Raw genomic sequence first — 26,197 nt, forward strand, 5'->3', positions numbered from 1 at the left:
GGGGTTTGCGCTATAAGAAGTTGTCGCTTGGCGGCAAGGCCGGGCTGAAAACTGTCCTTACAATCCCCCTCATCGCTCGCCAGTTTCAGGCGAGTGTTCCTCATCAGGAGACTCCGATGTCCGTTGAGCACGCTGCGGTACAACGCGCCGATTTCGACCAGGTAATGGTTCCCAACTACGCGCCTGCCGCTTTCATCCCTGTGCGTGGCGCCGGTTCCCACGTCTGGGACCAGTCTGGCCGCGAGCTGATCGACTTCGCCGGCGGGATTGCCGTTAACGTATTGGGCCATGCGCACCCGGCGCTGGTCGGTGCCTTGACCGAGCAGGCGAACAAGCTGTGGCACGTGTCCAACGTGTTCACCAATGAGCCGGCCTTGCGCCTGGCCCATAAGCTGATCAACGCCACGTTTGCCGAGCGCGCGTTTTTCTGCAACTCCGGCGCCGAAGCCAACGAGGCCGCCTTCAAGCTGGCCCGTCGCGTCGGTTTCGATCGTTTCGGCAGCGAGAAGTACGAAATCATCGCCGCACTCAACAGCTTCCACGGTCGTACCCTGTTCACCGTGAACGTCGGTGGTCAGTCGAAGTATTCCGATGGCTTCGGTCCGAAAATCACCGGTATCACCCACGTGCCGTACAACGATCTGGCCGCGCTGAAAGCGGCTATTTCCGACAAGACGTGCGCTGTGGTTCTGGAACCAATCCAGGGCGAGAGCGGCGTCATTCCGGCCGAACTCAAGTACCTGCAAGGTGCCCGTGATCTGTGCGACGCGCACCAAGCGCTGCTGGTGTTCGATGAAGTGCAGACCGGTATGGGTCGCACGGGCAAGCTGTTCGCCTACCAGCAATACGGCGTGATTCCGGACATCCTGACCACTGCCAAGAGCCTGGGCGGCGGTTTCCCGATCGCCGCAATGCTGACCACCGAAGACCTGGCCAAACACCTGGTCGTCGGCACTCACGGCACCACCTACGGCGGCAACCCGCTGGCGTGCGCTGTCGCGGAAGCCGTGATCGACGTGGTTAACACCCCAGAAGTGCTGGCCGGCGTCAACGCCAAGCACGACAAGTTCAAGGCCCGCCTTGAACAGATCGGCGAGAAGTACGGCCTGTTCACCCAGGTCCGGGGTATGGGCCTGTTGATCGGTTGCGTGCTGAACGACGCCTGGAAAGGCAAGGCCAAGGACATCTTCAACGCCGCTGAAAAAGAAGGCCTGATGATTCTGCAAGCCGGCCCGGATGTGGTTCGTTTTGCGCCAAGCCTGGTGGTTGAAGACGCTGATATCGATGAGGGTCTTGACCGTTTCGAGCGCGCCGCGGCGAAACTGACGCAAGCCTGATAGACCCTTCGACGCCTGACTGTTCAGGCGTCGAACCAAATTTTTGTACCGGGCTGGATCAAATGTGGGAGCGGGCTTGCTCGCGAAAGCGGTGGGTCAGACAGCAACGATGTTGACTGATGCACCGCTTTCGCGAGCAAGCCCGCTCCCACACTGATCTCTGTGTCTGCAATGACTTCCCGGTTATTTTCCTCATAGAGTTTTTCGAGAAAGGAGTGACACCATGCTGGTGATGCGCCCCGCGCAAATGGCTGATCTGGGCGAGGTACAGCGTCTGGCTGCGGACAGCCCGATTGGTGTCACTTCCTTGCCGGATGACGTTGAACGCCTGAGCGACAAGATCGCGGCAAGCGAAGCCTCGTTCGCCGCCGAAGTCAGCTTCAACGGTGAAGAGAGCTATTTCTTCGTCCTTGAAGACACCGCCACCGGCAAACTGGTGGGCTGCTCGGCCATCGTTGCGTCGGCCGGTTATTCCGAGCCGTTCTACAGCTTCCGTAATGAAACCTTTGTGCACGCCTCCCGCGAGCTGAAGATTCATAACAAGATCCACGTGCTCTCCCAGTGCCACGACCTGACCGGCAACAGTTTGCTGACCAGTTTCTACGTGCTGCCGGAGCTGGTGGGTTCGGCCTGGTCGGAACTCAACTCTCGTGGTCGCTTGCTGTTCGTGGCCAGCCATCCGGAGCGCTTCGCCGATTCCGTGGTGACCGAGATCGTCGGTTATAGCGATGAAAATGGCGATTCGCCGTTCTGGGATGCCATCGGTCGCAACTTCTTCGACCTCAACTACGCCGAAGCAGAGCGTCTGTGCGGTCTGAAGAGCCGGACGTTCCTGGCCGAGTTGATGCCGCATTATCCGATCTATGTGCCGTTGCTGCCGGACTCCGCTCAAGAGGCGATGGGGCAGGTGCACCCTCGGGCGCAGATCACCTTCGACATCCTGATGCGCGAAGGCTTCGAGACCGATCACTACATCGACATTTTCGACGGCGGGCCGACCTTGCACGCCCGAGTCTCGGGGATCCGTTCGATCGCCCAGAGTCGGGTAGTCCCGGTGAAAATCGGCGAGCCGGTCAAAGGCGTCGGTCGTCAGTACCTGGTGGCCAACGCCCAGTTGCAGGATTACCGCGCCGTTTTGCTTGAGCTCGATTACGCGCCGGGCAAACCCGTGACCCTGGATCTTGAAGCGGCCGAAGCCTTGGGCGTCGGTGAAGGTGCCAGCGTGCGCCTGGTGGCGGTTTAACGCCTGCTGCTATGCCTATAAAGAGTGAATGCTTAGTAAAGCAGCGAGTTTCACGGGTGGCGCAAGCGGCCCGTTTGAGGAGATAGCATGATCGTTCGTCCCGTACGCAGCAGCGATTTACCCGCTCTGATCGACCTGGCCCGCAGCACCGGCACCGGCCTGACCACCTTGCCGGCCAATGAAGAGCGTCTGGCCCATCGGGTCGGCTGGGCCGAGAAGACCTTCCGCGGCGAAGCCGGGCGGGGCGATGCAGACTACCTGTTCGTGCTCGAAGATGATGACGGCCGCGTGGTGGGAATTTCCGCCATCGCTGGCGCCGTCGGTCTGCGTGAGCCTTGGTACAACTTCCGGGTTGGCCTGACGGTCAGTGCTTCGCAAGAGTTGAACATCTACCGCGAAATCCCGACGCTGTTCCTGGCCAACGACCTGACCGGTAACTCCGAGCTGTGCTCGCTGTTCCTGCACGCCGACTACCGCACGGGCCTCAACGGTCGCATGCTGGCCAAGGCGCGGATGCTGTTCATCGCCGAGTTCCCGCAGTTGTTCGGCAACAAGATCATCGCCGAGATGCGCGGCATGTCCGACGAAGCGGGGCGTTCGCCGTTCTGGGAAAGCCTGGGTCGTCACTTCTTCAAGATGGAATTCAGCCAGGCTGACTACCTGACCGGCGTGGGCAACAAGGCGTTCATCGCCGAACTGATGCCGAAATTCCCGCTGTACACCTGCTTCCTGTCGGAAGATGCGCGCAACGTGATCGGCCAGGTTCATCCGGACACCGAGCCGGCGTTGGCCATGCTCAAAAGTGAAGGCTTTAGCTATCAGGGCTACGTCGACATCTTCGACGCGGGTCCTGCGGTGGAGTGCGAAACCGGCAAGATCCGCGCAGTGCGCGACAGCCAGGCGCTGGTGCTGGCCATCGGCACGCCGGGTGACGACGCCACACCGTTCCTGATTCATAACCGCAAGCGCGAAGACTGCCGGATCACTGCTGCTCCTGCACGTCTCGCCGCGGGTACGCTGGTGGTTGATCCGTTGACCGCCAAACGTCTTCAACTCAACGCCGGCGATCAAGTGCGCGCCGTTCCGTTGTCCGCTGCCAGGGAGTCGAAATAATGAATTCGCTATACATCGCAGGTGAATGGCTGGCCGGCCAGGGTGAAGCTTTTCAATCGCTGAACCCGGTGACCCAACAAGTGCTGTGGGCCGGCGAAGGCGCTACCGCTGCTCAGGTTGAATCGGCCGTACAAGCCGCGCGCCAGGCATTCCCGAGCTGGGCCCGACGGACCCTGGAAGAGCGCATCACCGTGTTGGAGGCCTTTGCCGCCGCGCTGAAGAACAATGCTGACGAACTGGCTCGCACCATCGGTGAGGAAACCGGCAAGCCTTTGTGGGAAGCGGCGACCGAAGTCACCAGCATGGTCAACAAGATTGCGATCTCGGTGCAGAGCTACCGCGAACGTACCGGCGAGAAGAGCGGCCCGCTGGGCGACGCCACCGCCGTGTTGCGCCACAAGCCACACGGTGTGGTCGCGGTGTTCGGGCCTTACAACTTCCCGGGTCACCTGCCGAACGGTCACATCGTTCCGGCGCTGCTGGCCGGTAATAGCGTGCTGTTCAAACCCAGCGAGCTGACGCCGAAAGTCGCCGAACTGACGGTCAAGTGCTGGATCGAAGCCGGTCTGCCGGCAGGCGTGTTGAACCTGCTGCAAGGCGCTCGCGAAACCGGTATCGCCCTGGCGGCAAACCCGGGCATCGATGGCTTGTTCTTCACCGGCTCCAGCCGCACCGGCAATCACCTGCATCAACAGTTTGCCGGCCGTCCGGACAAGATCCTCGCGCTGGAAATGGGCGGTAACAATCCGCTGGTCGTTGATCAGGTCGCAGACCTCGATGCGGCCGTTTACACCATCATTCAGTCGGCGTTCATTTCCGCCGGTCAGCGTTGCACCTGCGCCCGCCGCTTGCTGGTGCCGCAGGGCGCCTGGGGCGACACACTGCTGGCGCGTCTGGTGGCGGTCAGCCGTACGATTGAAGTCGGCGCGTTTGATCAGCAACCGGCACCGTTCATGGGGTCGGTGATTTCCCTCGGCGCTGCGAAAGCACTGATGGATGCGCAGGAACATCTGCTGGGAAATGGCGCAGTCGCGCTGCTGGAAATGACTCAACCACAAGCTCAAGCTGCCTTGCTGACCCCTGGCATTCTGGACGTAACGGCAGTGGCTGATCGCCCTGACGAAGAGCTGTTCGGCCCGCTGCTGCAAGTGATCCGCTACGCTGATTTTGAAGCGGCGATCGCTGAAGCCAACGACACCGACTATGGCCTGGCGGCCGGTCTGCTGTCGGATTCCGAAGCACGTTATCAGCAGTTCTGGCTGGAAAGCCGTGCGGGCATCGTCAACTGGAACAAACAGCTGACCGGTGCTGCGAGCAGCGCGCCATTCGGCGGTGTCGGCGCCTCGGGCAACCACCGCGCCAGCGCCTACTACGCAGCAGATTACTGCGCGTACCCGGTTGCTTCGCTGGAAACGCCGAGTCTGGTGATGCCTGCGACCCTTACGCCCGGCGTGAAAATGGCGTGATGCCCATTCGCGAGCAAGTCGAATCGTCGCACCGCCGCTCCCACATTGGAATGCATTTCCCTGTGGGAGCGGGCTTGCTCGCGAAGGCCGCGTCTCAGTCTTAAAGAATAGTTACACAAGCCATAACAACAGATTCTCGTGGAGCCTCGCTGATGAAATCCTATGAAGTCAATTTTGACGGTCTAGTGGGGCCGACCCATAACTACGGCGGTTTGTCCTACGGCAACGTCGCGTCCCAGAGCAACAGCCAGCAGTCTTCGAACCCGAAGGAAGCCGCGCTGCAAGGCCTGGCGAAAATGAAATCGCTGATGGAAATGGGCTTTCAACAGGGCGTGCTGGCACCACAGGAACGCCCGGACGTAGCAGCCCTGCGTCGTTTGGGTTTCAGCGGCACCGACGCTCAGGTGATCGAGCAGGCGGCTAAAGATGCGATGCCGTTGCTGGTCGCCAGTTGCTCGGCGTCGAGCATGTGGGTGGCCAACGCCGCCACCGTCAGCCCGAGTGCCGACACCGCGGATGGCCGTGTGCATTTCACCGCGGCCAACCTGAACTGCAAATATCACCGCAGCATCGAACACCCGACCACCAGTCGCGTGCTGGGAGCGATGTTCGCTGACCAGAAACACTTCGCGCACCACGCTGCATTGCCAGCCGTGGCGCAGTTCGGGGACGAGGGCGCAGCCAACCACACCCGTTTCTGCCGTGAATACGGAGAGGCGGGCGTCGAATTCTTCGTGTTCGGTCGCAGCGCGTTCGACACCCGTTACCCGGCACCGCAGAAATACCCGGCCCGCCAGACTCTCGAAGCCTCCCAGGCGGTTGCCCGCCTGCACGGCTTGAGCGAAGACGGCGTGGTCTACGCCCAGCAGAACCCTTCGGTGATCGATCAGGGGGTTTTTCACAACGATGTGATCGCGGTGGGTAACGGCGAAGTGTTGTTCTATCACGAGGACGCGTTCCTCGACACGGAGCAGATGCTGGCCGAATTGCAGAGCAAACTCGCCAAAGTCGGTGGGAAATTTCAGTCGATCTGCGTACCGCGTTCTGCGGTCACCGTGGAAGACGCCGTTCGGTCCTACCTGTTCAATAGCCAACTGCTGTCGCGTCCTGACGGCTCGATGCTGTTGATCGTGCCGGAAGAATGCCGTGGCAACGAGCGTGTCTGGCAGTACCTGCAAGGTTTGACCAGCTCCGGCGGCCTGATCCGCGAAGTGAAAGTGTTCGATTTGAAGCAGAGCATGCAGAACGGCGGCGGCCCGGCTTGCCTGCGACTGCGCGTCGCGCTCAACGAAACCGAACTGGCGGCCGTCAACCCAGGGGTTATCATGACGGCACCGTTGTACGGCACCCTGACCGAATGGGTCGACAAGCACTACCGCGACCGCATGACCGAAAACGATCTTGCGGACCCGCAATTGCTGCTTGAGTGCCGGACGGCACTGGATGAACTGACGCAAATCCTTAAACTGGGCGCGGTTTATCCATTCCAGATCAATTGAACGTCGAGAGCGTAAAAAACATGAGCGATACCCTGCAGCTGATCCTTGAAGACACCGACGGCACGCAACTGGAAACTTCCTGCACCCGCGTCGCGGTCATGTGGCAAGGCAAAGAGCTGTGGATTCAGCAAGACGGCCGCGGCCAATTGCTGATCGGCGTGGACGTCGAAGAAGGTGACGCTGAATACGCAAACCTGCTGCTGCGCCCATTGGCGACTAATCTGGTAAGTCTGCAACTGGAAATGGAACCGGCTGAAGTCGGTGACGAAGACCACGTGCACGGGCCGGATTGCCAGCACGACCACTAAGGAAACCGCTCTATGCTCGCCCTCGGCAAATTGCTTGAACTGACCCTCGCCGGCCGCGAACCGGCGGAGAAGACTCAACTGACTGTCGAAGGCGTGCGCATGCGCTGGTTGAGCGAAGGTGCGCTGGAAGTCCGGCCACCTGAAGCTCGCGACAATGGCCTGGACCTGCTGCTATCGGCCGGCATCCATGGCAATGAAACAGCGCCGATCGAGTTGCTCGATCGCCTGTTGCATGACATCGCCCGCGGCGACTTGAAACCGCGTACACGTATTCTGTTCCTGTTCGGCAACCCGGAAGCGATTCGCAAAGGCGAGCGTTTCGTCGAGCAGGACGTCAATCGGCTGTTCAACGGCCGTCACGAACAAAGCAGCGGCTCCGAAGCCCTGCGCGCATGTGAACTGGAGCGGCTGGCGGCGAGTTTCTTCAGCCTGCCGGATCGCAACCGTCTGCACTACGACCTGCACACCGCGATTCGTGGCTCGAAAATCGAGCAGTTCGCGCTGTATCCCTGGAAGGAAGGCCGACAGCATTCCCGCCTGGAACTGGCGCGTTTGCGCGCTGCCGGCATGGAAGCGGTGCTGCTGCAAAACAAGCCGTCCATCGTTTTCAGCTCCTACACTTACGACAAACTCGGTGCCGAGTCTTTTACCCTTGAACTGGGCAAGGCGCGGCCATTCGGGCAGAACGATGGGGTCAACGTCGATCTGCTGGAAACTCGCCTCAAACAGATTATCGAAGGCAACGAGCCAGCCCAGACCGAAGAGGCGCTGGACGGTTTGCAGCTGTTTAGCGTGGCGCGAGAAATCATCAAGCACAGCGATAGCTTCCGCTTGAACCTGCCAGCGGACATCGAGAACTTTTCGGAGTTGGAAGTGGGTTACCTGCTGGCCGAAGACATCGCCCAGACCCGGTGGATCATTGAGGAGGAGGGTGCCCGGATCATCTTCCCGAACCCCAAGGTCAAGAACGGCCTGCGCGCCGGCATCCTGATTGTGCCGACCACCGACGAAAACCTCGCCTGAATTCAACGCATAACAAATGTGGGAGCGGGCTTGCTCGCGAAAGCGGCTTAACAGTCGACGGCTATGTTGACTGATACACCGCCTTCGCGAGCAAGTCGGACCGCCGCACCGCCGCTCCCACAGTTGATTTGAGTGAAGTCAAAGACCTCACTCACACCATGATCATCTGACTAGACAGCTACCGCACGTGGCTCGCTACGACGCAACGCACGCATCTTGTGCAACGTATCCGCGCACGTTTTCGCCGCTTCCTGGCCTTTATGCACAAAGTGCTCGAAGAAGAACTTCTGATGTTCTTCGCCCGCATGGAAGTGGTGCGGGGTCAAAACCACGGAGAACACCGGCACTTCGGTTTCCAGCTGAACTTGCATCAAGCCGCTGATCACCGACTGGGCGACGAATTCGTGGCGATAGATGCCGCCGTCGACTACCAGGCCCGCCGCGACGATGCCGGCATAACGACCGGACTTGGCCAGCAGCTTGGCGTGCAGCGGAATTTCAAAGGCGCCGCCGACTTCGAAGAAATCGATCTCCGATTCCTGATAACCCTGAGCAATCATTTCGGCCACAAAGCCCTTACGGCTCTGGTCGACGATTTCTTTGTGCCAGCAGGCCTGGATGAACGCAACGCGCTCGCCCTGATGGTTTTTACTTTTGCTATCGATTGCGGTGGGTTGCATGTTCTGACTCCTGTTTATGTAAAAAACAGGGCATATGAATCGAATGGGATTTAATGGCACGCAGGCACAAATGCCTGCGGACGGCGCTTTGGTATAGAGCCTAGGCGGCGCCAATCCCGTTCTCTCTTCATCCGGACTATGACCGTCGGCCCCGGGATCACACCGGGTCTGCTGACCTTGCCGCCATCACAGCCATTGCCGTGTCTGTCGCCAAGCGCTCGCGGGCTATGCGCATTGCGCGCAATTACCGCCGGTGGGGAGTTGCACCCCGCCCTGAGAACGTTTTGCCGCCAGATTGTTTGGCGGCGAAGCGTTTTTAACACATATTTCGCACCTGTGCATTGCTGCTATCTGATGATTGCTATCGACTTTTTCGTCGGTTCGAGAAGCCTTTTCGCACCCAAGGGTTGATTATTCGTCGGCATGACCGCAGTAATTCCTACTTGAAAGGGATTTTCCCCTGTTTACCGAGGCCAGATTCATGAGCGTTATCGATCTTCGCAGCGACACCGTCACCCAACCGACCGCAGGGATGCTCGACGCGATGGCCAGCGCGGCCACCGGTGACGACGTTTACGGCGAAGATCCGACGGTCAATCGACTGGAAACCGAGCTTGCGAATCAGTTGGGTTTTGCTGCGGCGCTGTTTGTCCCGACGGGCACCATGAGCAATCTGCTGGGCTTGATGGCCCACTGCGAACGCGGTGACGAGTACATCGTCGGCCAGCAGGCTCACACCTATAAGTATGAAGGTGGCGGTGCGGCCGTGCTCGGTTCGATTCAGCCGCAGCCACTGGAAGTGCAGGCCGACGGATCGCTGGACCTGGCCCACGTGGCGGCCGCGATCAAACCGGACGACTTCCACTTCGCCCGGACTCGCTTGCTGGCGCTGGAAAACACCATGCAGGGCAAGGTTTTGCCACTGGAGTATCTGGCGCGGGCTCGTAGTTTTACTCGCGAACATGGGTTGCAACTGCACCTGGACGGCGCGCGGCTGTACAACGCGGCGGTCAAATTGGGTGTCGATGCCCGGGAAATCACTCAGTATTTCGATTCGGTCTCGGTCTGCCTGTCCAAAGGCCTGGGCGCGCCGATCGGTTCGGTGCTGTGCGGCTCGGTCGAATTGATCGCCAAGGCGCGACGCCTGCGCAAGATGGTCGGCGGTGGCATGCGCCAGGCCGGGATTCTGGCGGCAGCAGGTTTGTACGCGCTGGATAACCATGTTCAGCGTCTGGCTGATGACCACGCCAACGCGCAGTTGCTGGCCGAAGGCTTGCGAGCGACGGGTTACGAGGTCGAGCCGGTGCAGACCAACATGGTTTACGTGCAGATGGGCGACAAGGCCGAGGCCATCAAGACGTTTGCCGCCGAACGCGGGATCAAGCTGAGCGCTGCCGGACGTCTGCGCATGGTCACGCACATGGACGTCAGCCGCGCTCAAATCGAGCAGGTCGTCGCGACATTCGTCGAGTTTTCGCGCAACTGATAGCGTTAGCGGTCCAATTGACCGTTTCTATCGTATAAACACGCTGTACCCCGCGCGCAGGGCCGATATAATGCGGCCCTTTGCCGTCGCTTCGTCTGTTGACGTTTCGCACAGGCCTTTGGCCGCAGCCTCCGTGGAAGAACCTAATGAAAAGCGCAGAAATCCGTGAAGCCTTCCTTCGCTTCTTCGAAGAGCAAGGCCACACCCGTGTAGCCTCCAGCTCTTTGATTCCGGGCAACGACCCAACCCTGCTGTTCACTAACGCGGGGATGAACCAGTTCAAGGACTGTTTCCTGGGCCAGGAAAAGCGCGCGTACACCCGCGCGGTCAGCAGCCAGAAATGCGTGCGCGCCGGCGGCAAGCACAACGACCTGGAAAACGTCGGTTATACCGCCCGTCACCACACCTTCTTCGAAATGCTGGGTAACTTCAGCTTCGGCGATTACTTCAAGCGCGATGCGATCACCTACGCCTGGAACTTCCTGACGTCCGACCAGTGGCTGAACCTGCCGAAAGAAAAGCTCTGGGTCACCGTCTACGCCAGCGATGACGAGGCCTACGACATCTGGACCAAGGAAATCGGGGTTCCGGCCGAGCGCATGGTTCGTATCGGCGACAACAAAGGCGCGCCGTACGCGTCCGACAACTTCTGGACCATGGGCGATACCGGCCCGTGCGGTCCTTGCACCGAGATTTTCTACGATCACGGCGCTGACATCTGGGGTGGCCCACCGGGCTCGCCGGAAGAGGATGGCGACCGTTACATTGAAATCTGGAACAACGTGTTCATGCAGTTCAACCGCACCGCCGATGGCGTGTTGCACCCGTTGCCAGCGCCGTCGGTCGATACCGGCATGGGCCTGGAGCGGATCAGTGCCGTGCTGCAGCACGTTCACTCGAACTATGAAATCGACCTGTTCCAGAGCCTGCTGAGCGCATCGGCCAAGGCCATCGGTTGCACCAACGACAATCAGGCGTCCCTGAAAGTCGTCGCCGACCACATTCGCTCGTGCGGTTTCCTGATTGCCGACGGCGTGCTGCCGTCCAACGAAGGCCGCGGCTACGTGCTGCGCCGGATCATTCGTCGCGCCTGCCGTCACGGCAACAAGCTGGGCGCCAAAGGCAGCTTCTTCTACCAGATCGTTGCGGCCCTGGTCGCCGAGATGGGCGAAGCCTTCCCAGAGCTGAAATCCCAGCAGGCGCACATCGAGCGTGTACTGAAGGCTGAAGAAGAGCAGTTCGCCAAGACCCTGGAGCAGGGCCTGAAAATCCTCGAGCAGGATCTGGCCGATCTCAAAGGTGACGTGGTGCCGGGCGACGTAGTGTTCAAACTCTACGACACCTACGGTTTCCCGATGGACCTGACCGGCGACATCGCTCGCGAACGCAGCCTGACCATCGACGAAGAAGGCTTCGAGCGCGAAATGGAAGCCCAGCGCGTCCGTGCCCGTTCCGCCAGCTCCTTCGGCATGGACTACAACAGCCTGGTCAAGGTTGATGTGGCCACCGAATTCACCGGCTATGAAGCGACTAAAGGTTCGGCGAAAGTCGTTGGTCTCTATAAAGATGGCCAGTCGGTCGACGTCCTCAGTGAAGGCGAAGAGGGTGTGGTCGTACTGAACCAGACGCCGTTCTACGCTGAATCCGGCGGTCAGATTGGTGACTGCGGTTACCTTCAGGTCGGCAACGCGCGCTTTGACGTGCGCGACACCACCAAAACCGGTGGCGCCTTCTTGCATCACGGCGTACTGGCCTCGGGCAGCCTGACCATCGGCGCACCGGTAGAAACTCATGTTGATGCCGAAGTACGTCACGCGACTTCGCTGAACCACTCGGCGACTCACTTGTTGCACGCCGCATTGCGTCAGGTGCTGGGCGACCACGTTCAGCAAAAAGGCTCGTTGGTCGACAGTCAGCGCCTGCGCTTTGACTTCAGCCACTTCGAAGCCATCAAGCCTGAGCAGTTGAAGGCGCTGGAAGACATCGTCAACGCCGAGATTCGCAAGAACTCCGAAGTTGAAACCGAAGAAACCGATATCGAAACCGCCAAGCAGAAGGGCGCCATGGCGCTGTTCGGCGAGAAGTACGGCGACAACGTGCGCGTGCTGAGCATGGGCGGTAGTTTCTCCGTCGAGCTGTGCGGTGGTATTCACGCCAACCGGACTGGCGACATCGGCCTGCTGAAAATTATCAGCGAAGGCGGTGTGGCTTCTGGCGTGCGTCGTATCGAAGCGGTCACTGGCGCCGCGGCGCTGGCATACTTGAACGCTGCTGAAGAACAACTCAAGGAAGCGGCCAACCTGGTCAAGGGTAGCCGCGACAACCTGATCGACAAGCTGTCGGCTGTGCTGGAGCGCAACCGTCTGCTGGAGAAGCAACTCGAGCAGTTGCAGGCCAAGGCTGCCAGTGCGGCGGGCGACGATCTGTCGGCTTCTGCCCTGGATGTCAAAGGCGTGAAAGTGCTGGCCGTGCGTCTGGACGGTCAGGACGGCAAGGCGCTGTTGGCGCTGGTCGATCAACTGAAAAACAAACTCGGCCGCGCAGTGATCCTGCTCGGCAGTGTCCATGAGGAAAAGGTCGTGCTGGTTGCAGGCGTAACCAAAGACCTGACTGGCCAACTCAAAGCCGGTGATTTGATGAAGCAAGCCGCTGCGGCAGTGGGCGGGAAGGGCGGTGGTCGTCCAGACATGGCGCAAGGCGGTGGTACTGACGCTGGCGCACTGGATGCGGCATTGGCCCTGACTGTTCCATTTGTAGAGCAGGGTTTATAAGGCAGTGTGTCCGGCCCGCAGTCTAGTGGCGGGCCAGAACGCTGTTTGAGTGATTATTTGGGCGCCCTTCATGGGCAGAGGCGGCTTTGAAATGGCTTTGATCGTACAGAAATTTGGAGGCACCTCGGTCGGCACTGTCGAGAGAATCGAGCAGGTCGCCGACAAGGTTAAGAAATTCCGCGAAGCCGGCGATGACCTGGTGGTCGTGCTGTCTGCAATGAGCGGCGAAACCAACCGTCTGATCGATCTGGCCAAGAAAATCAGTGGCGACGGCCAACCGGTTCCTCGTGAGCTGGACGTGATCGTCTCCACCGGTGAGCAGGTGACGATTGCACTGTTGGCCATGGCGCTGATCAAGCGCGGCGTGCCAGCGGTGTCCTACACCGGCAACCAGGTGCGGATTCTGACGGACAGTGCGCACAATAAAGCGCGTATCTTGCAGATTGATGACCAGAAGATTCGTGGCGACCTGAAGGCTGGTCGTGTGGTCGTTGTCGCCGGTTTCCAGGGCGTCGACGAGCACGGCAACATCACCACCCTCGGTCGTGGCGGTTCCGACACCACCGGCGTGGCGCTGGCGGCAGCCTTGAAGGCTGATGAATGCCAGATCTACACCGATGTCGACGGCGTCTACACCACCGACCCGCGTGTGGTGTCCGTGGCTCAGCGTCTGGACAAGATTACCTTCGAAGAGATGCTGGAAATGGCCAGCCTCGGTTCCAAGGTGTTGCAGATCCGTGCGGTGGAATTCGCCGGCAAGTACAACGTTCCGCTGCGCGTACTGCACAGCTTCAAGGAGGGTCCGGGCACCCTCATTACTATTGATGAAGAGGAAACCATGGAACAGCCGATCATTTCCGGCATCGCTTTCAACCGCGATGAAGCCAAGCTGACCATCCGTGGCGTGCCAGACACCCCGGGCGTTGCATTCAAGATTCTCGGCCCGATCAGTGCCGCGAACATCGAAGTCGACATGATCGTGCAGAACGTTGCGCACGATAACACCACCGACTTCACCTTCACCGTGCATCGCAATGACTTCCAGGCCGCGCAAACCGTGCTGGAAAACACCGCTCGCGAGATCGGTGCCCGTGAAGTCGTTGGCGACATCAAGATTGCCAAGGTGTCGATCGTCGGTGTCGGTATGCGCTCCCACGCAGGCGTGGCCAGCCGTATGTTCGAATCCCTGGCCAAGGAAAGCATCAACATCCAGATGATCTCGACCTCGGAAATAAAAGTCTCCGTAGTGATCGAAGAGAAGTACCTGGAACTGGCTGTGCGCGCTCTGCACACGGCTTTCGAACTGGACGCACCGGCCCGACAGGGCGAGTGATGCGTTTGCCGAAGGGCGCGGTCTGACCGCGCCCTTTGTTTTTTTGAATGGCGCGACTCGAGGCTGTTCTTTTGCTCGCGCTAGTCAATACTCAGGCATGTAGGGCTGCGATCGTTCAGGTTGTAGGTCGAGTGCCTTTTTTTTGCAGACTGTTGTCCCTGAAATGAAATGCGTGAGGAGAAAGGTATGCTGATTCTGACTCGTCGGTGCGCAGAAAGCCTGATTATTGGTGATGGCGAAATCACCGTGACCGTGCTCGGCGTCAAAGGAAATCAAGTGCGTATCGGTGTCAACGCCCCGAAAGAGGTTGCGGTCCACCGTGAGGAAATTTACCTGCGTATAAAGAAAGAGAAGGACGAAGAACCAAGCCATTAATTTTTATCGTTTTTTATGTTTGCAAACGGGGAAGAAGCTGGTTAATATACGCCCCGTGTTGCGGAGAGCTGGCCGAGTGGCCGAAGGCGCTCCCCTGCTAAGGGAGTACACCTCAAAAGGGTGTCGGGGGTTCGAATCCCCCGTTCTCCGCCATTATTTGCGTAGTACGTTGTAATCTGGCTTCTTCGGTAAGTGTTTGAAATTACTAGAAAAAGTGTTTGACATAGAGATTAGACGGCCTATAATGCGCGGCAACAAATGCACTCGTAGCTCAGCTGGATAGAGTACTCGGCTACGAACCGAGCGGTCACAGGTTCGAATCCTGTCGAGTGCACCATTTAAGAGTCATCTGCAGTAATGTGAATGACTTGGCTTCAACCAGTTGTGATCTGGTATAAAAACACAAATGCACTCGTAGCTCAGCTGGATAGAGTACTCGGCTACGAACCGAGCGGTCACAGGTTCGAATCCTGTCGAGTGCACCAAACACCAAAAAGCCCGCGTTTAACGCGGGCTTTTTGCCGTCTGGGATTTGGCTTTTCCTTTGGTGCATCCTCTCTCATCGAACTCAACGTGTGCGCTACGACCTCGCCGGGTGTCGTAACGGTAACTCGTGGCCGAATTGCGAATACTGATCTTGTCTGGCTTGCCAAGGGCGCTCTCGACGTCTTGCTGACTCATGCCGGCAACAACCCGCTGATTGATGATCGCTTCGCGGCGTTCTTTGGCGCTGATGAGGTTTCCACATTTGTCCTCGGTCTTGCCGACGACGGTCGGATCTCTCCTTTTGATTTTCATGCCTGATGTTCCGCGATTCTCGGCTTCCGGCATGAGAGTGGTCACGCTGCCCGGGGTGAAGGTGCGGACATCCTGAAGCGAAAGGCTGTCTCCGGCCGTACAGCTCAACGTAGTGAAGGTGATGCGCCCGTTGGCCGCCTCGCAGCGGTGAACGGTCGTGGCAAGCGCCCAGGGCGACGGGCAGAGCAGGGTGATCAACAAAAAACAATGTGCATTCGATCGCATCAAACGTCCTCCATGACGGTCCATCTGAAGGATAGTCGTTACATTTTTCCGCCGTGGTGTGTTTTCTTTTCAGGATGAGTCGTCGCAGTTTGGTGGATCAGGCGGCGCTCAGGTTTGTCTTGCAAGCACTTGTTTCAGCCGCGATTTTTTAACGTTTAAAACCGTCGGGCGGTGTATCATTGCGCCCGTCAGCCCCGCCGGGGCTTGTGGAATACCTCCATGGACTTACCCAGTAGTTACTCAGTACCCCGTTTTTCCAATCATGAATTGACTGATTGATCCTTCCGGCGTGCCCCGCTGCTGGGAGTGGAGTTCGCCTATGTCTGAAGTTGAAGTAAAGAAAACGCAGGAAAGCTTGCAGGACCGCCTCGCTCAAGTTGTTGAGCTGCTGCAGCGTCAGCGGGTGGTAGAAGACCTGACTCACCGCCAGGAAGGTCCGCATCACGACCGGGTCGAGAACCTGGTTCACCGGCAAAACCTCGTCGAGTTGCAACGCAAGCTCGATGATCTGCACTCCGCCGACGTCGCCTACATCCTTGAAGCCTTGCCGCTGGACGATCGTCTGACGCTCTGGCAATTGGTCAAGGCCGATCGCGACGGCGACATTCTGCTCGAAGTATCCGATTCGGTTCGTGAAACGCTGATCGCCGACATGGACGATCACGAGCTCTTGGCTGCGGCCAAGGACATGGATGCCGACGAACTTGCTGACCTGGCCTCCGAGCTGCCGCGAGACGTCGTCCACGAGCTGATGGAAACCCTCGATGGTCAGCAGCGTGAGCGCGTCCGCTCTGCGTTGTCCTACGACGAGGAGCAGGTCGGTGCGCTGATGGACTTCGAGATGGTGACGATCCGTGAGGATGTCAGTCTCGAAGTGGTTTTGCGTTACCTGCGGCGCCTCAAGGAGTTGCCAAGCCACACGGACAAACTGTTCGTGGTCGATTACGACGGCGTGCTCAAGGGCGTGCTGCCAATCAAGCGTTTGCTGGTCAACGACCCGGAAAAACAGGTTTCTGAAGTCATGGCCAGCGACCCGGTGAGTTTTCACCCGGACGAAGACGCCTATGACGCTGCTCAGGCGTTCGAACGTTACGACTTGATCTCGGCGCCTGTAGTCGACAAGAACGGCAAGCTGATCGGCCGTCTGACCATCGATGAAATGGTCGACTTGATTCGTGAAGAGAGCGAAAACGAAGTTCTCAACATGGCGGGTCTGCGTGAAGAGGAAGATATTTTTGCGTCAGTCTGGAAATCCCTGCGTAACCGTTGGGCCTGGCTGGCAATTAACCTGATCACCGCATTCATTGCATCCCGGGTGATCGGTCTTTTCGAAGGCTCCATCGAGAAATTGGTGGCGTTGGCGGCACTGATGCCGATCGTGGCGGGTATCGGTGGCAACTCGGGTAACCAGACGATCACCATGATCGTTCGGGCCATGGCGCTGGATCAGGTCAGCACCGGCAACACTTCGCGCCTGATGCGCAAGGAATTGGCGGTAGGTCTGATCAATGGCCTGGTCTGGGGGGGGGTGATCGGTGTCGTCGCCTATCTGCTGTATGGCAGTTGGTCTCTGGGGGTAGTGATGACTGCTGCCATGACGCTCAACCTGTTGCTGGCGGCATTGGCGGGGGTGTTGATTCCCATGACCCTGGCGCGGCTTGGGCGTGATCCTGCGATGGGCGCCAGTGTGATGATCACCGCTATGACGGACAGTGGCGGGTTCTTCATCTTTCTCGGGTTGGCGACGATCTTCCTGCTCTGACTTATCGACATAAAAACCCGCCAATCAATCGGCGGGTTTTTTTATGTCCGAATTTCAGGCAAAAAAAAGCCAGCGATTAAGCTGGCTTGAACTTTCGGATGAAATCAGGAAGCGTCTGTGGCCATTTCGGCATCATGCGCAATCAGCGAAACAAGAGCATTCTGCTGACGGTGGGAGAGTTGGCGGAAGCGTTGCAGCAGTTCACGTTCGTGCAATGACAGCTCCGGGCTGTCCAGGCGCATGCTCAATTCTTCGCCCAGCGCGCCTTCCTGAATAAGGCTCTGCTCAAGGCGCGCGATGATTTCGGAGTTCATGCTGCGATGATGATTGCGAGCCACCTCGGCAATGCGTTCACGCATTCCGTCTGGCAGACGTACGACGAACTTGTCAGCCGTACGGCTGGAATAAATTGCCTGTTTCAATGGGCGCATATATTTAACCGGTTAGTTCAGGGGAGCGGTTCTCGGGATTGGCCGCAGGATGTCTGATATGACAAGCGGTCTGGCCAAATGTTCAACCTGAATTGATAGAGGCTCGCATCATGCCTCAAAGTAGCCAGTTCGTTGGCGTCAATTCTGTGACAAATATTGAACTGGATAAAGGCGTTATGCCAGCACCAATTATCAGAAATGCGGACTGGTTTGAAAAGTTTGCCCTGGTCCGTATTGCTGGCCGTTTCCTCTTGCCTGACAGGTGATGTCCTGAGACGCCTGAAGGCGCATGCTGTGCAGATTCGATCAGCGTTCCTTACTTGTACAGGATAGTGGCAATTGGCCGATTTACTAGGGGAAGACATGCAGTGCGAGGTGATTTCAAGATGGATGGCAGGCTGATTTACTTGATGGGGCCTTCTGGGTCCGGCAAGGACAGCCTCATCGAAGCCGCTCGTGAGCCGTTGCAGACGCTCAATTGTGAAGTGGTGCGTCGGGTCATCACGCGGTCGACCGAATCAGTGGGCGAGGATGCGATTGGCGTTTCCCGGGAAGAGTTCGAGCAACACAGAGACGAGGGTGATTTCGCGCTGTGCTGGAACGCCAATGGCCTGGATTACGGTATTCCGATCGAAATAGATCAATGGCTCAATGACGGTCGGCACGTCTTGGTCAACGGCTCTCGCGGCCATCTGGCTCAGGCGCTGCACCGGTATCCAACGCTATTGCCGGTTCTCTTGACGGTCAAGGATGAAGTGCTGCGAGAGCGCCTGCTGCGCCGTGGTCGTGAAAGTTTTGCTGAGATTGAAGCGAGGCTGCACCGCAATGGGTTATTCACGGCAGAGGGTTCAATCGGTGAGGCGCAGATCCATCGACTCGACAATTCAGGCGAACTGTCCACCACGGTTGCCAATCTGCTGGACCTGTTGAGGATTAACGCAGTACCGGATCGAACTTGATCTTGCGCCCGGCAATCAGCGCCAGCACAAACAGCGCACCGAACACGCCGCTGGCGATCAAAGGCAGGGTGACGACCGTATCCTGGACCACTGACAGATGAAGAACGCCACTCAGTAAGGCGAGGATGAAAAACCCTGCGGCTGATTTGGACATGCGGTGCTCCTGATGGGGGTGATTCAAAATACCAAACGTTCTGAAGACTGAGCCGGCAGCAGAATGCCCTCCTGGCTCACCTCTTGGCTGACAAAGCTACGCTGATCGCTCATTACCGCCAGTTGAGGTGCTCTTTGCACCTGAAGGTAATGAGGCATGCGTTGAGCAACCGGCTGAACACCGCTCTCGGGGGCAAAATGAAAGCCCAGCAGAATCGCCAGAGCGGTCGCGATCGAGAGTAAAAGGGCGCTGTTCATGAGGCTTGCCTCCGTTGTTCTTCGAGAACAGCTAAAGCAGCCCGCATGCCAAGAGTCTAACGGTAATTAAATCCTTTAAAAACAATGAATTAAGATATTTATACGAAGTGCCTGCATTGCATTTTGCAATGATGGCCTTTTGCGGTGATGCAATTTGCACGGTAAACAAAGCCACGCTCCGGCGAGGCGTCTGCCTACACTTAAAAAGCCCAAAGGACGACATGACAAAAGCAGGCCTGCCCGTTAACATGCACGCCGTCCATCGCACCGCGTTTCTTCGTGGTCGATTTGTGTCTCAGTAGCTCAATTGGATAGAGCATCCCCCTCCTAAGGGGAAGGTTGGCAGTTCGAACCTGCCCTGGGACACCATAAATTTGAAAGCCCCACGCAGAGTGATCTGGTGGGGCTTTTTTGTGGCTGTCTACAGCGGTGGATTCAACTCCAGCCCAACATCAAGCCGTCAGCGTATGGTCAGCCTCTCCAAACCAGGTGCGCACCAGATCGGTACCGCTCGTGCCCGTGTTGGCAAGGACCGCCACATCGGCGAAGTTCGTACCATTGGCTGCGCCATCGACATCCACCTTCACGGTGACGTCGCTGCCGGACTGCGCCAGTTGGACAAAGTCGGACACCTGGCTGGTGCCGTTAACGAAGTTGGCGTTAAGCAGCGCGGAGAGGTCGACTGTGTCTCCTTCGGCGAAGTTGTAATCGAGAATATGGTCGCCGCCTTCATTCACGTTGAAGTAGGCGAACACATCGGCTCCCGCGCCACCGCTGAGCGTGTCCTCCCCGCCACGGCCCACAATGATGTCGTTGCCGTCGCCGCCACTGATTACGTCCGCCGCCATAGTCCCCACCAGTGTGCCGCTGGATTCGCCGTGGTAACTGACTTGGGTGCCGGCCTCGCCGCCGTCGGTGGCCTGGAAGTCATTCACCGAGTAGTGCCCCAGCAGATTTACTTCAGCCCGGTGCACACCGTCGTCCACCGTCAGCAGGCCGCCGGCGCCAGAGGCGTTGGCGTTGTAGCTGAGTTGGGTGTTGGCGCCGAAGGCGAGATCGCCGAAGGTCAGCATGTCATCGCTTTCCAGACCGAGGATGCCGACCAGCGAGCCCGCCGCTTCGGCCTGTGCGATCACTAGCGTGCCCGCACCTTCGCCGTGGAAGGCGACTGAGGTATGGGCGGTGCCATCGAAGCTCAGGGTTGCATCGCCGTCGATGGTGGCGCTGCCATTGCCGGTCACGTCGGCCAGCAGGTGCAGGTCGCCACCATTGGCCCACAGGTGGCCGGAGTTGTCGACCGCACTGGCCACCGTCATGCCGCCTGTACCCGTAGATTCCAGCACTCCGCTGTTGGTTATGGTGTGGGTGCCGGTGTCGAGCACCAGGCTGTTCACTCCGCTGGCCAGGATCAGCCCCGCATTGACCAATACCATCTGCCCGGCGCCCAATTGGCCGGCGCCGGAAATGCGGTTGTCGACGTTGGTCAGCACGGTGTCGGCGCTGCCGCCGAAAATCACGTTCTGCGCGCTGTCGGATAGCTGCACCTGACCGCCACCGGTCAAGGTTGCGCCACGAAACAGAATCTCAAGGTGGGTCGCACTGCCGACGGAGCCGAGCTCGATCGTGCCGCTGTTATGGATGCTGCCACCGAACGGCATGATCGCGCCGTCGGCAATGCTGAGGGTACCGGTGTTGTTGGTGAGCGGGTCCACATCGAACTGGAAGTTCGCTTCGCTCAAGTCCGCCGCATCGACACCTTTGAGGGTGACCGTCTGGCCGGAGCCGATGTTGACCAGCGCATCGCCGTTTGCATCGTTAGCGATACTCAAGTCAGCATAACCAGTGACACCGGTGAAGCCGATCAAGTCGATCTTGTCTGCCGCCGCATCGAAGCTATGGATGACGTTATTGCCAATCGGCTGGGCGAACACGAACAGGTCGGCGCTGCTGGAACCGGTGAGGTTGTCGTCCGCTGACAAGGCGAAGATTGGCGAGCCAGGAGCGTAGGCCTCGACATTGTCACGAATGACTTCGCTTTCCACCGTGCCATCGGCATTGGTCCAGGTCATGGTGACCGGCAAAACCCTGGCGCCCACGAAATCCGCGGCTGTCGTGACCGTCAGTGTGTCCAGGCTGCTCTGGTCCACCGTCCAGGTGCCATTACCATTGTCGGAGCCCTGGTTCAGGGTCCAGCCTGCGGGAAGACCGGAAATGCTCACCGTGGTGACACCTGCGTGAGTCACCGCATCGGCCAGGCCCAGGTTAATCGGGCTGCCCGCAATACCGGCTGGACCGAAGGTATTGTCATGGACAACGATATCTGAGGCTGTGATGTTAGCGACCCCGGCCAACGTCGTAACGTTGTTCAGCGTTGCCACTTGTACCCGACTCGCCGTATTGCTCCAGTCTGTGTCAAACCAGATTTCGCCCTTGCCGGTCGTCGAGTTGAATACGATCACGTAGGTGTTGGTGGCACCGCCGCCAGTGCCGGTTGTGATCTGTGCCGTCGTCTGCGAACTCGAGTCGATCACATCAATCTTGTTGTCGTCATTGATGTTGATGTTGCTGATGCTGTTGCGGGTTTGAAAGTCGGCGGAGAGCAGCGCTGTACCGGACGAACTCCCGACGGTTGTGAAGCCGACACCACCCGTCACGGCACCACCCAGGAAGCCAATCTTGTCGGTGTTGTCCGTGTAGTCGGTGATCGTGTCCGTGCCACCGTTGGTGCGCAGTCGGAACTGGTCAGCCCCACCATTACCGGTCAGCGTATCGTTGCCCGCCTGGCCGTTAATGGTGTCGGCCCCGCTGCCGCCGCTGATGTTATCGACGCCGGATGAACCATTGATATTGAAGGCTTCGGTCTGGTTGCCAAGGTTGAGCGTCAGCCCGGAAGTCGTCAGCGTCACGTTTTCGATATTGGCGATCTGGGCATTGCTGGTGCTGGTGAAGTTCGCGTTGACGTTGAGCGTATCGGTATTGGTTCCGCCGTCGAGCAGCGTGTCGTTCTGCGCACCGTTGATGATGTCGTTGCCACCCGCCGCACTGATGCTGTCTGCACCGGTGCCGCCGGTGATGGTGTCGACACCCGAAGAACCGGTAATGGTGAAGCCTTCGGTCTGGTTGGAGAGGTTCAGGGTCGCAGCCGTTCCGATCAATACATTCTCGATACCGGTAATTTGCCCGTCGCTTGTGCTCGTGAAGTTGGGACCTGTACCCAGGGTGTCGGTGCCAGTACCGCCATCTAGCAGTGTGTCGTTGTCAGTGCCAAAGATCGTGTCATTCCCGCTGCCCGCGACGATTTGATCGGCACCCGAAGTACCAAAGATGGTGAAACTTTCGGTTTGGGCGTTCAGGATCAGTATTCCTGACGCAGTGGTGAGTTGTATGTTTTCAATATTCGCGATCTGGCTGTCGCTCGTATTGACGAAGACATTACCGACATTGAGGGTATCGGTTCCGGTGCCGCCGTCGAGCAGACGGTCATTCGCTGCGCCGACGATCACGTCGTTGCCCGCGCCACCAAAAATCCAGTCAGCACCGGCACCGCCGGACAGATTGTCCGTGCCACCGAAGCCGTAGATTGCTGTGTCGGGGCTGCCTGCTTGGATGTTGTTGCCCGCGCTCGTGCCGAGATAGAGCTCCACTACGCCCGCCGCGACGCTGCCATCTTTCACCTGCAAGGTACCCAACACCACGGAGCCTTGCTCCACGGGGGACAGATTCGTGCTGGCGCCGCTGGTGATCGAGGGGTTGCCGAACGCTGCGGCAAACGGACTCTGCAGCGACAGCGTCGCATTGTCCGGGTCGGCCGCGACGAAGCTGATCGACGTCTCGGTTATGGCCAAGCCAGAAGTCGTCGGTGCGTCGTTGACTGCCGACACCGTGACGGTCGTTGTCGCGACATTGCTGGCATGGTTGGCCGCCGCCCCATCATCCACCTGGAAGCTAATGGTGCGCGCCGTCGTTGAAGGGTTGTCGCTACTGTTGGAGTAGGTCACCGAGCGCAGTGCGGCCTGGTACTGCACCACCGTCGCGGCTCCGGTCAGTGTCAGCACGCCAGTGCCAGCGTTGTAGCTGCCGGTAATGCCATTCTGGTTGGTGAACGCGAGTACGTCTTGACCCGTGGCGAAGTTACTGGTGATCGATACTGTGGCGCCCGTCAGGTTGCTACTGTCGATATCGGTGATCGTCAGCGCCGAGTTGATCGTCGTCGCTACCTGGTTTTCTGTGTATGACAGCGACCCACCAGTCGTCATTACCGGCGCATCGTTAGTCCCGGTGATGTGGACTGTGACCGAGGTAAGGGTGCCGTCGGCACTGCTCACCGCGAAGGTGTCGGTGTAGGTGCTGCCGGCTACGAACTCGTTGTGGGCGGAATCGGCGACGTAGCTCCAGGCACCATCAGTGCCGAGGGAGAACTGGCCATAGCTGCCGGCGGTGTTGGACTGGGCGATGAAGGTTGCGGCGCTGTCGACGTCGCTGATGGTCAGGGTGCCGTTGGTGGTCACTGGGGCATCGGTTTCGGTCAGCGTGACGCTGGCCGAGGACAGCACCGCGGCGTCGTTGCTGCCGGTGATGGTCACCGTCACGGCGGTCGCGGTGCCGTCGGCACTGCTCACGGTGAAGGTGTCGGTGTAGGTGGTGCCGGCGACGAACTCGTTGTGGGCGGAATCGGCGACGTAGCTCCAGGCACCCTCAGTGCCGAGGGAGAACTGGCCATAGCTGCCAACAATGTTGCTCTGCGCGACGAAGGTCGCGGCGCTGTCGACATCGCTGATGCTCAGGGTGCCGTTGGTGATCAGTGGGGCATCGGTCTCGGTCAGCGTGACGCTGGCTGAGGACAGCACGGCAGCGTCGTTGCTGCCGAGAATATGCACGGTGACCGAGGTGAGGGTGCCGTCGGCGCTGCTCACCGTGAAGGTGTCGGTGTAGGTGCTGCCGGCGACGAACTCGTTGTGGGCGGAGTCGGCGACATAGCTCCAGGCACCGTCGGTGCCGAGGGAGAACTGGCCGTAACTGCCGGCGGTGTTGGACTGGGCGACGAAGGTCGTGGCGCTGTCGACGTCGCTGATGGTGAGGTTGCCATTGGTGGAGATGTCGACGACGGCATTGGTCTCGGTCAGGTTGGCAATATCGGCGGACAGCACGGCGGCATCGTTGGTCCCGTTGATATGCACGGTGACCGAGGTGAGGGTGCCGTCGGCACTGCTCACCGCGAAGGTGTCGGTGTAGGTGGTGCCGGCGGCGAACTCGTTGTGGGCAGAGTCGGCGACGTAGCTCCAGGCACCGTCGGTGCCGAGGGAGAACTGGCCATAGCTGCCGGCGGTGTTGGTCTGCGCGACGAAGGTTGCGGCGCTGTCGACGTCGCTGATGGTCAGGGTGCCGTTGGTGGTCAGTGGGGCGTTGGTTTCGGTCAGGTTGGCAATGTCGGCGGACAACACCGCGGCATCGTTGGTCCCGCTGATATGGACGGTGACCGAGGTGAGGGTACCGTCGGCACTGCTCACCGCGAAGGTGTCGGTGTAGCTGCTGCCGGCGGCGAACTCGTTGTGGGCGGAGTCGGCGACATAGCTCCAGGCACCATCAGTGCCGAGGGAGAACTGGCCATAACTGCCGGCGGTGTTGGGCTGGGCGACGAAAGTCGCGGCGCTGTCGACGTCGCTGATGCTCAGGGTGCCGTTGGTGGTCAGTGGAGCATCGGTTTCGGTCAGCGTGACGCTGGCCGAGGACAGCTCCGCCGCGTCATTGCTGCCGGTGATGGTCACCGTCACTGCGGTCGCGGTGCCGTCGGCACTGCTCACGGTGAAGGTGTCGGTGTAGGTGGTGCCGGCGGCGAACTCGTTGTGGGCGCTATCGGCGACGTAGCTCCAGGTACCGTCAGTGCCGAGGGAGAACTGGCCATAACTGCCGGCGGTGTTGCTCTGGGCGACGAATGTCGCGGCGCTGTCGACGTCGCTGATGCTCAGGGTGCCGTTGGTGGTCAGCGGGGTATCGGTTTCGGTCAGCGTGACGCTGGCCGAGGACAGCACGGCGGCATCGTTGCTGCCGAGGATGTGGACGGTGACCGAGGTGAGGGTGCCGTCGGCGCTGCTCACCGTAAAGGTATCGGTGTAGGTGGTGCCGGCAGCGAACTCGTTGTGGGCGGAGTCGGCGACGTAGCTCCAGGCACCGTCGGTGCCGAGGGAGAACTGGCCGTAACTGCCGGCGGTGTTGGACTGGGCGATGAAGGTCGCGGCGCTGTCGACGTCGCTGATGGTGAGGTTGCCGTTGGTGGAGATGTCGACGACGGCATTGGTCTCGGTCAGGTTGGCAATGTCGGCGGACAGCACCGCGGCATCGTTGGTCCCGTTGATATGCACGGTGACCGAGGTGAGGGTGCCGTCGGCGCTGCTCACCGTGAAGGTGTCGGTGTAGGTGGTGCCGGCGGCGAACTCGTTGTGGGCGGAGTCGGCGACGTAGCTCCAGGCACCGTCAGTGCCGAGGGAGAACTGGCCGTAACTGCCGGCGGTGTTGGACTGGGCGACGAAGGTCGCGGCGCTGTCGACATCGCTGATGCTGAGGGTGCCGTTGGTGGTCAGTGGGGCATCGGTTTCGGTCAGCGTGACGCTGGCCGAGGACAGCACCGCGGCATCGTTGCTGCCGGTGATGGTCACCGTCACTGCGGTCGCGGTGCCGTCGGCGCTGAGTACCGTGAAGGTGTCGGTGTAGGTGGTGCCGGCGACGAACTCGTTGTGGGCGCTATCGGCGACATAGGTCCAGGCACCGTCAGTGCCGAGGGAGAACTGGCCGTAGCTGCCGGCGGTGTTGGTTTGCGCGACGAAGGTCGCGGCACTGTCGACGTCACTGATGGTCAGGGTGCCAGCCGTGGTCAGCGGGGCATCAGTTTCGGTCAGCGTGACGCTGGCCGAGGACAGCACCGCGGCATCGTTGGTCCCGTTGATATGGACGGTGACCGAGGTGAGGGTGCCGTCGGCGCT

At 59.4% G+C, this 26,197-nt stretch carries 20 protein-coding genes, 4 tRNA genes and 1 riboswitch; of the genes, 18 read left to right on the forward strand and 6 right to left on the reverse strand.

The genetic code is table 11. From position 1 onward, the window contains the following. The first annotated feature begins 116 nt into the window (after window positions 1-116). From DFS28_RS22740 to astE, 7 genes are all read left to right on the forward strand, one after another. Entirely contained in the window at window positions 117-1,337 is a 1,221-nt protein-coding gene (locus tag DFS28_RS22740) for an aspartate aminotransferase family protein (RefSeq protein ID WP_111451534.1), read from the forward strand. A 223-nt stretch (window positions 1,338-1,560) separates the two neighbouring features. Next, entirely contained in the window at window positions 1,561-2,580 is a 1,020-nt protein-coding gene (gene aruF, locus DFS28_RS22745; RefSeq protein ID WP_074879219.1) for an arginine/ornithine succinyltransferase subunit alpha, read from the forward strand. A gap of 87 nt (window positions 2,581-2,667) precedes the next feature. Further along, the gene (gene astA, locus DFS28_RS22750; RefSeq protein ID WP_111451535.1) at window positions 2,668-3,693 is read left to right on the forward strand and encodes an arginine N-succinyltransferase; all 1,026 of its coding nucleotides are present in this window, start codon (window positions 2,668-2,670) and stop codon (window positions 3,691-3,693) included. Next, window positions 3,690-5,159 carry a succinylglutamate-semialdehyde dehydrogenase gene (gene astD, locus DFS28_RS22755; RefSeq protein WP_165934031.1) on the forward strand — a complete coding sequence of 490 codons (1,470 nt, stop codon included), beginning with the start codon at window positions 3,690-3,692 and terminating at the stop codon, window positions 5,157-5,159. The genes astA and astD overlap by 4 nt, the downstream gene beginning before the upstream one ends. Window positions 5,160-5,311: 152 nt before the next feature. Continuing rightward, a complete protein-coding gene (astB, locus tag DFS28_RS22760; protein WP_111451537.1) occupies window positions 5,312-6,658 on the forward strand; it encodes an N-succinylarginine dihydrolase in 1,347 nt (448 codons plus the stop codon). Between the two features lie 20 nt (window positions 6,659-6,678). Next, entirely contained in the window at window positions 6,679-6,966 is a 288-nt protein-coding gene (locus DFS28_RS22765) for a topoisomerase II (RefSeq protein WP_074879212.1), read from the forward strand. Between the two features lie 12 nt (window positions 6,967-6,978). Continuing rightward, window positions 6,979-7,989 (forward strand): succinylglutamate desuccinylase, encoded by a 1,011-nt coding sequence (astE, locus tag DFS28_RS22770; protein ID WP_008154306.1) that lies wholly within the window; start codon window positions 6,979-6,981, stop codon window positions 7,987-7,989. A 170-nt stretch (window positions 7,990-8,159) separates the two neighbouring features. Here astE and DFS28_RS22780 read toward each other — a convergent pair whose 3' ends face one another. Then, window positions 8,160-8,669 (reverse strand): 6,7-dimethyl-8-ribityllumazine synthase, encoded by a 510-nt coding sequence (locus DFS28_RS22780; protein WP_007943897.1) that lies wholly within the window; start codon window positions 8,667-8,669, stop codon window positions 8,160-8,162. A 114-nt stretch (window positions 8,670-8,783) separates the two neighbouring features. Next, a riboswitch (FMN riboswitch) is annotated at window positions 8,784-8,954 on the reverse strand. Window positions 8,955-9,150: 196 nt separating this feature from the next. On the opposite strand from DFS28_RS22780, the gene ltaE reads away from it, so the two are divergent. The 7 genes from ltaE (at window position 9,151) to DFS28_RS22815 (ending at window position 15,119) form a co-directional block, all read left to right on the forward strand. Then, window positions 9,151-10,155 (forward strand): low-specificity L-threonine aldolase, encoded by a 1,005-nt coding sequence (ltaE, locus tag DFS28_RS22785; protein WP_111451538.1) that lies wholly within the window; start codon window positions 9,151-9,153, stop codon window positions 10,153-10,155. A gap of 146 nt (window positions 10,156-10,301) precedes the next feature. Further along, window positions 10,302-12,926, forward strand: coding sequence for an alanine--tRNA ligase (alaS, locus tag DFS28_RS22790; protein ID WP_111451539.1), 2,625 nt, complete (start codon window positions 10,302-10,304; stop codon window positions 12,924-12,926). Window positions 12,927-13,017: 91 nt separating this feature from the next. Further along, complete coding sequence (locus DFS28_RS22795; protein ID WP_008154299.1) at window positions 13,018-14,259, forward strand: aspartate kinase; 1,242 nt, start codon at window positions 13,018-13,020, stop codon at window positions 14,257-14,259. Window positions 14,260-14,445: 186 nt separating this feature from the next. Further along, a complete protein-coding gene (csrA, locus tag DFS28_RS22800; protein ID WP_002554426.1) occupies window positions 14,446-14,634 on the forward strand; it encodes a carbon storage regulator CsrA in 189 nt (62 codons plus the stop codon). 62 nt (window positions 14,635-14,696) lie between these two features. Then, window positions 14,697-14,787: transfer RNA gene (locus DFS28_RS22805), tRNA-Ser, on the forward strand. Window positions 14,788-14,894: 107 nt separating this feature from the next. Next, a tRNA-Arg gene (locus DFS28_RS22810) sits at window positions 14,895-14,971 on the forward strand. A 71-nt stretch (window positions 14,972-15,042) separates the two neighbouring features. Then, a tRNA-Arg gene (locus DFS28_RS22815) sits at window positions 15,043-15,119 on the forward strand. A gap of 19 nt (window positions 15,120-15,138) precedes the next feature. Here the strand turns inward: DFS28_RS22815 and DFS28_RS22820 are convergent. Then, on the reverse strand, window positions 15,139-15,657 hold the full coding sequence (locus DFS28_RS22820) for a cell envelope protein SmpA (RefSeq protein WP_111451540.1): 519 nt from the start codon (window positions 15,655-15,657) through the stop codon (window positions 15,139-15,141). A gap of 319 nt (window positions 15,658-15,976) precedes the next feature. On the opposite strand from DFS28_RS22820, the gene mgtE reads away from it, so the two are divergent. Then, window positions 15,977-17,419, forward strand: coding sequence for a magnesium transporter (mgtE, locus tag DFS28_RS22825; RefSeq protein ID WP_008154295.1), 1,443 nt, complete (start codon window positions 15,977-15,979; stop codon window positions 17,417-17,419). 104 nt (window positions 17,420-17,523) lie between these two features. On the opposite strand, the gene DFS28_RS22830 is transcribed toward mgtE, so the two are convergent. Next, window positions 17,524-17,850: an Arc family DNA-binding protein gene (locus tag DFS28_RS22830; protein WP_008154293.1), complete on the reverse strand. Its 327-nt coding sequence runs from the start codon at window positions 17,848-17,850 to the stop codon at window positions 17,524-17,526. 110 nt (window positions 17,851-17,960) lie between these two features. Between DFS28_RS22830 and DFS28_RS30635 the strand changes: the two genes are divergently transcribed. Together DFS28_RS30635 and phnN are read left to right on the forward strand one after the other, a co-directional pair. Beyond that, window positions 17,961-18,116, forward strand: coding sequence for a hypothetical protein (locus DFS28_RS30635; RefSeq protein ID WP_165934052.1), 156 nt, complete (start codon window positions 17,961-17,963; stop codon window positions 18,114-18,116). A gap of 120 nt (window positions 18,117-18,236) precedes the next feature. Continuing rightward, window positions 18,237-18,809: a phosphonate metabolism protein/1,5-bisphosphokinase (PRPP-forming) PhnN gene (gene phnN, locus DFS28_RS22835; RefSeq protein WP_111451541.1), complete on the forward strand. Its 573-nt coding sequence runs from the start codon at window positions 18,237-18,239 to the stop codon at window positions 18,807-18,809. Here the strand turns inward: phnN and DFS28_RS22840 are convergent. Both DFS28_RS22840 and DFS28_RS22845 read right to left on the reverse strand, forming a co-directional pair. Beyond that, on the reverse strand, window positions 18,784-18,963 hold the full coding sequence (locus tag DFS28_RS22840) for a PA3371 family protein (RefSeq protein WP_111451542.1): 180 nt from the start codon (window positions 18,961-18,963) through the stop codon (window positions 18,784-18,786). The two genes, phnN and DFS28_RS22840, sit on opposite strands and share 26 nt — an antisense overlap. A 23-nt stretch (window positions 18,964-18,986) precedes the next feature. Continuing rightward, the gene (locus DFS28_RS22845; RefSeq protein ID WP_111451543.1) at window positions 18,987-19,220 is read right to left on the reverse strand and encodes a hypothetical protein; all 234 of its coding nucleotides are present in this window, start codon (window positions 19,218-19,220) and stop codon (window positions 18,987-18,989) included. Window positions 19,221-19,512: 292 nt separating this feature from the next. On the opposite strand from DFS28_RS22845, the gene DFS28_RS22850 reads away from it, so the two are divergent. Further along, window positions 19,513-19,589, forward strand: a tRNA-Arg gene (locus tag DFS28_RS22850). 83 nt (window positions 19,590-19,672) lie between these two features. Here DFS28_RS22850 and DFS28_RS22855 read toward each other — a convergent pair. After that, window positions 19,673-26,197: VCBS domain-containing protein (locus tag DFS28_RS22855; protein WP_111451544.1), on the reverse strand; the 6,525-nt coding region annotated here is incomplete at its 5' end.

This window comes from Pseudomonas sp. 478 (genome assembly GCF_003254125.1).
Classification (GTDB): domain Bacteria; phylum Pseudomonadota; class Gammaproteobacteria; order Pseudomonadales; family Pseudomonadaceae; genus Aquipseudomonas.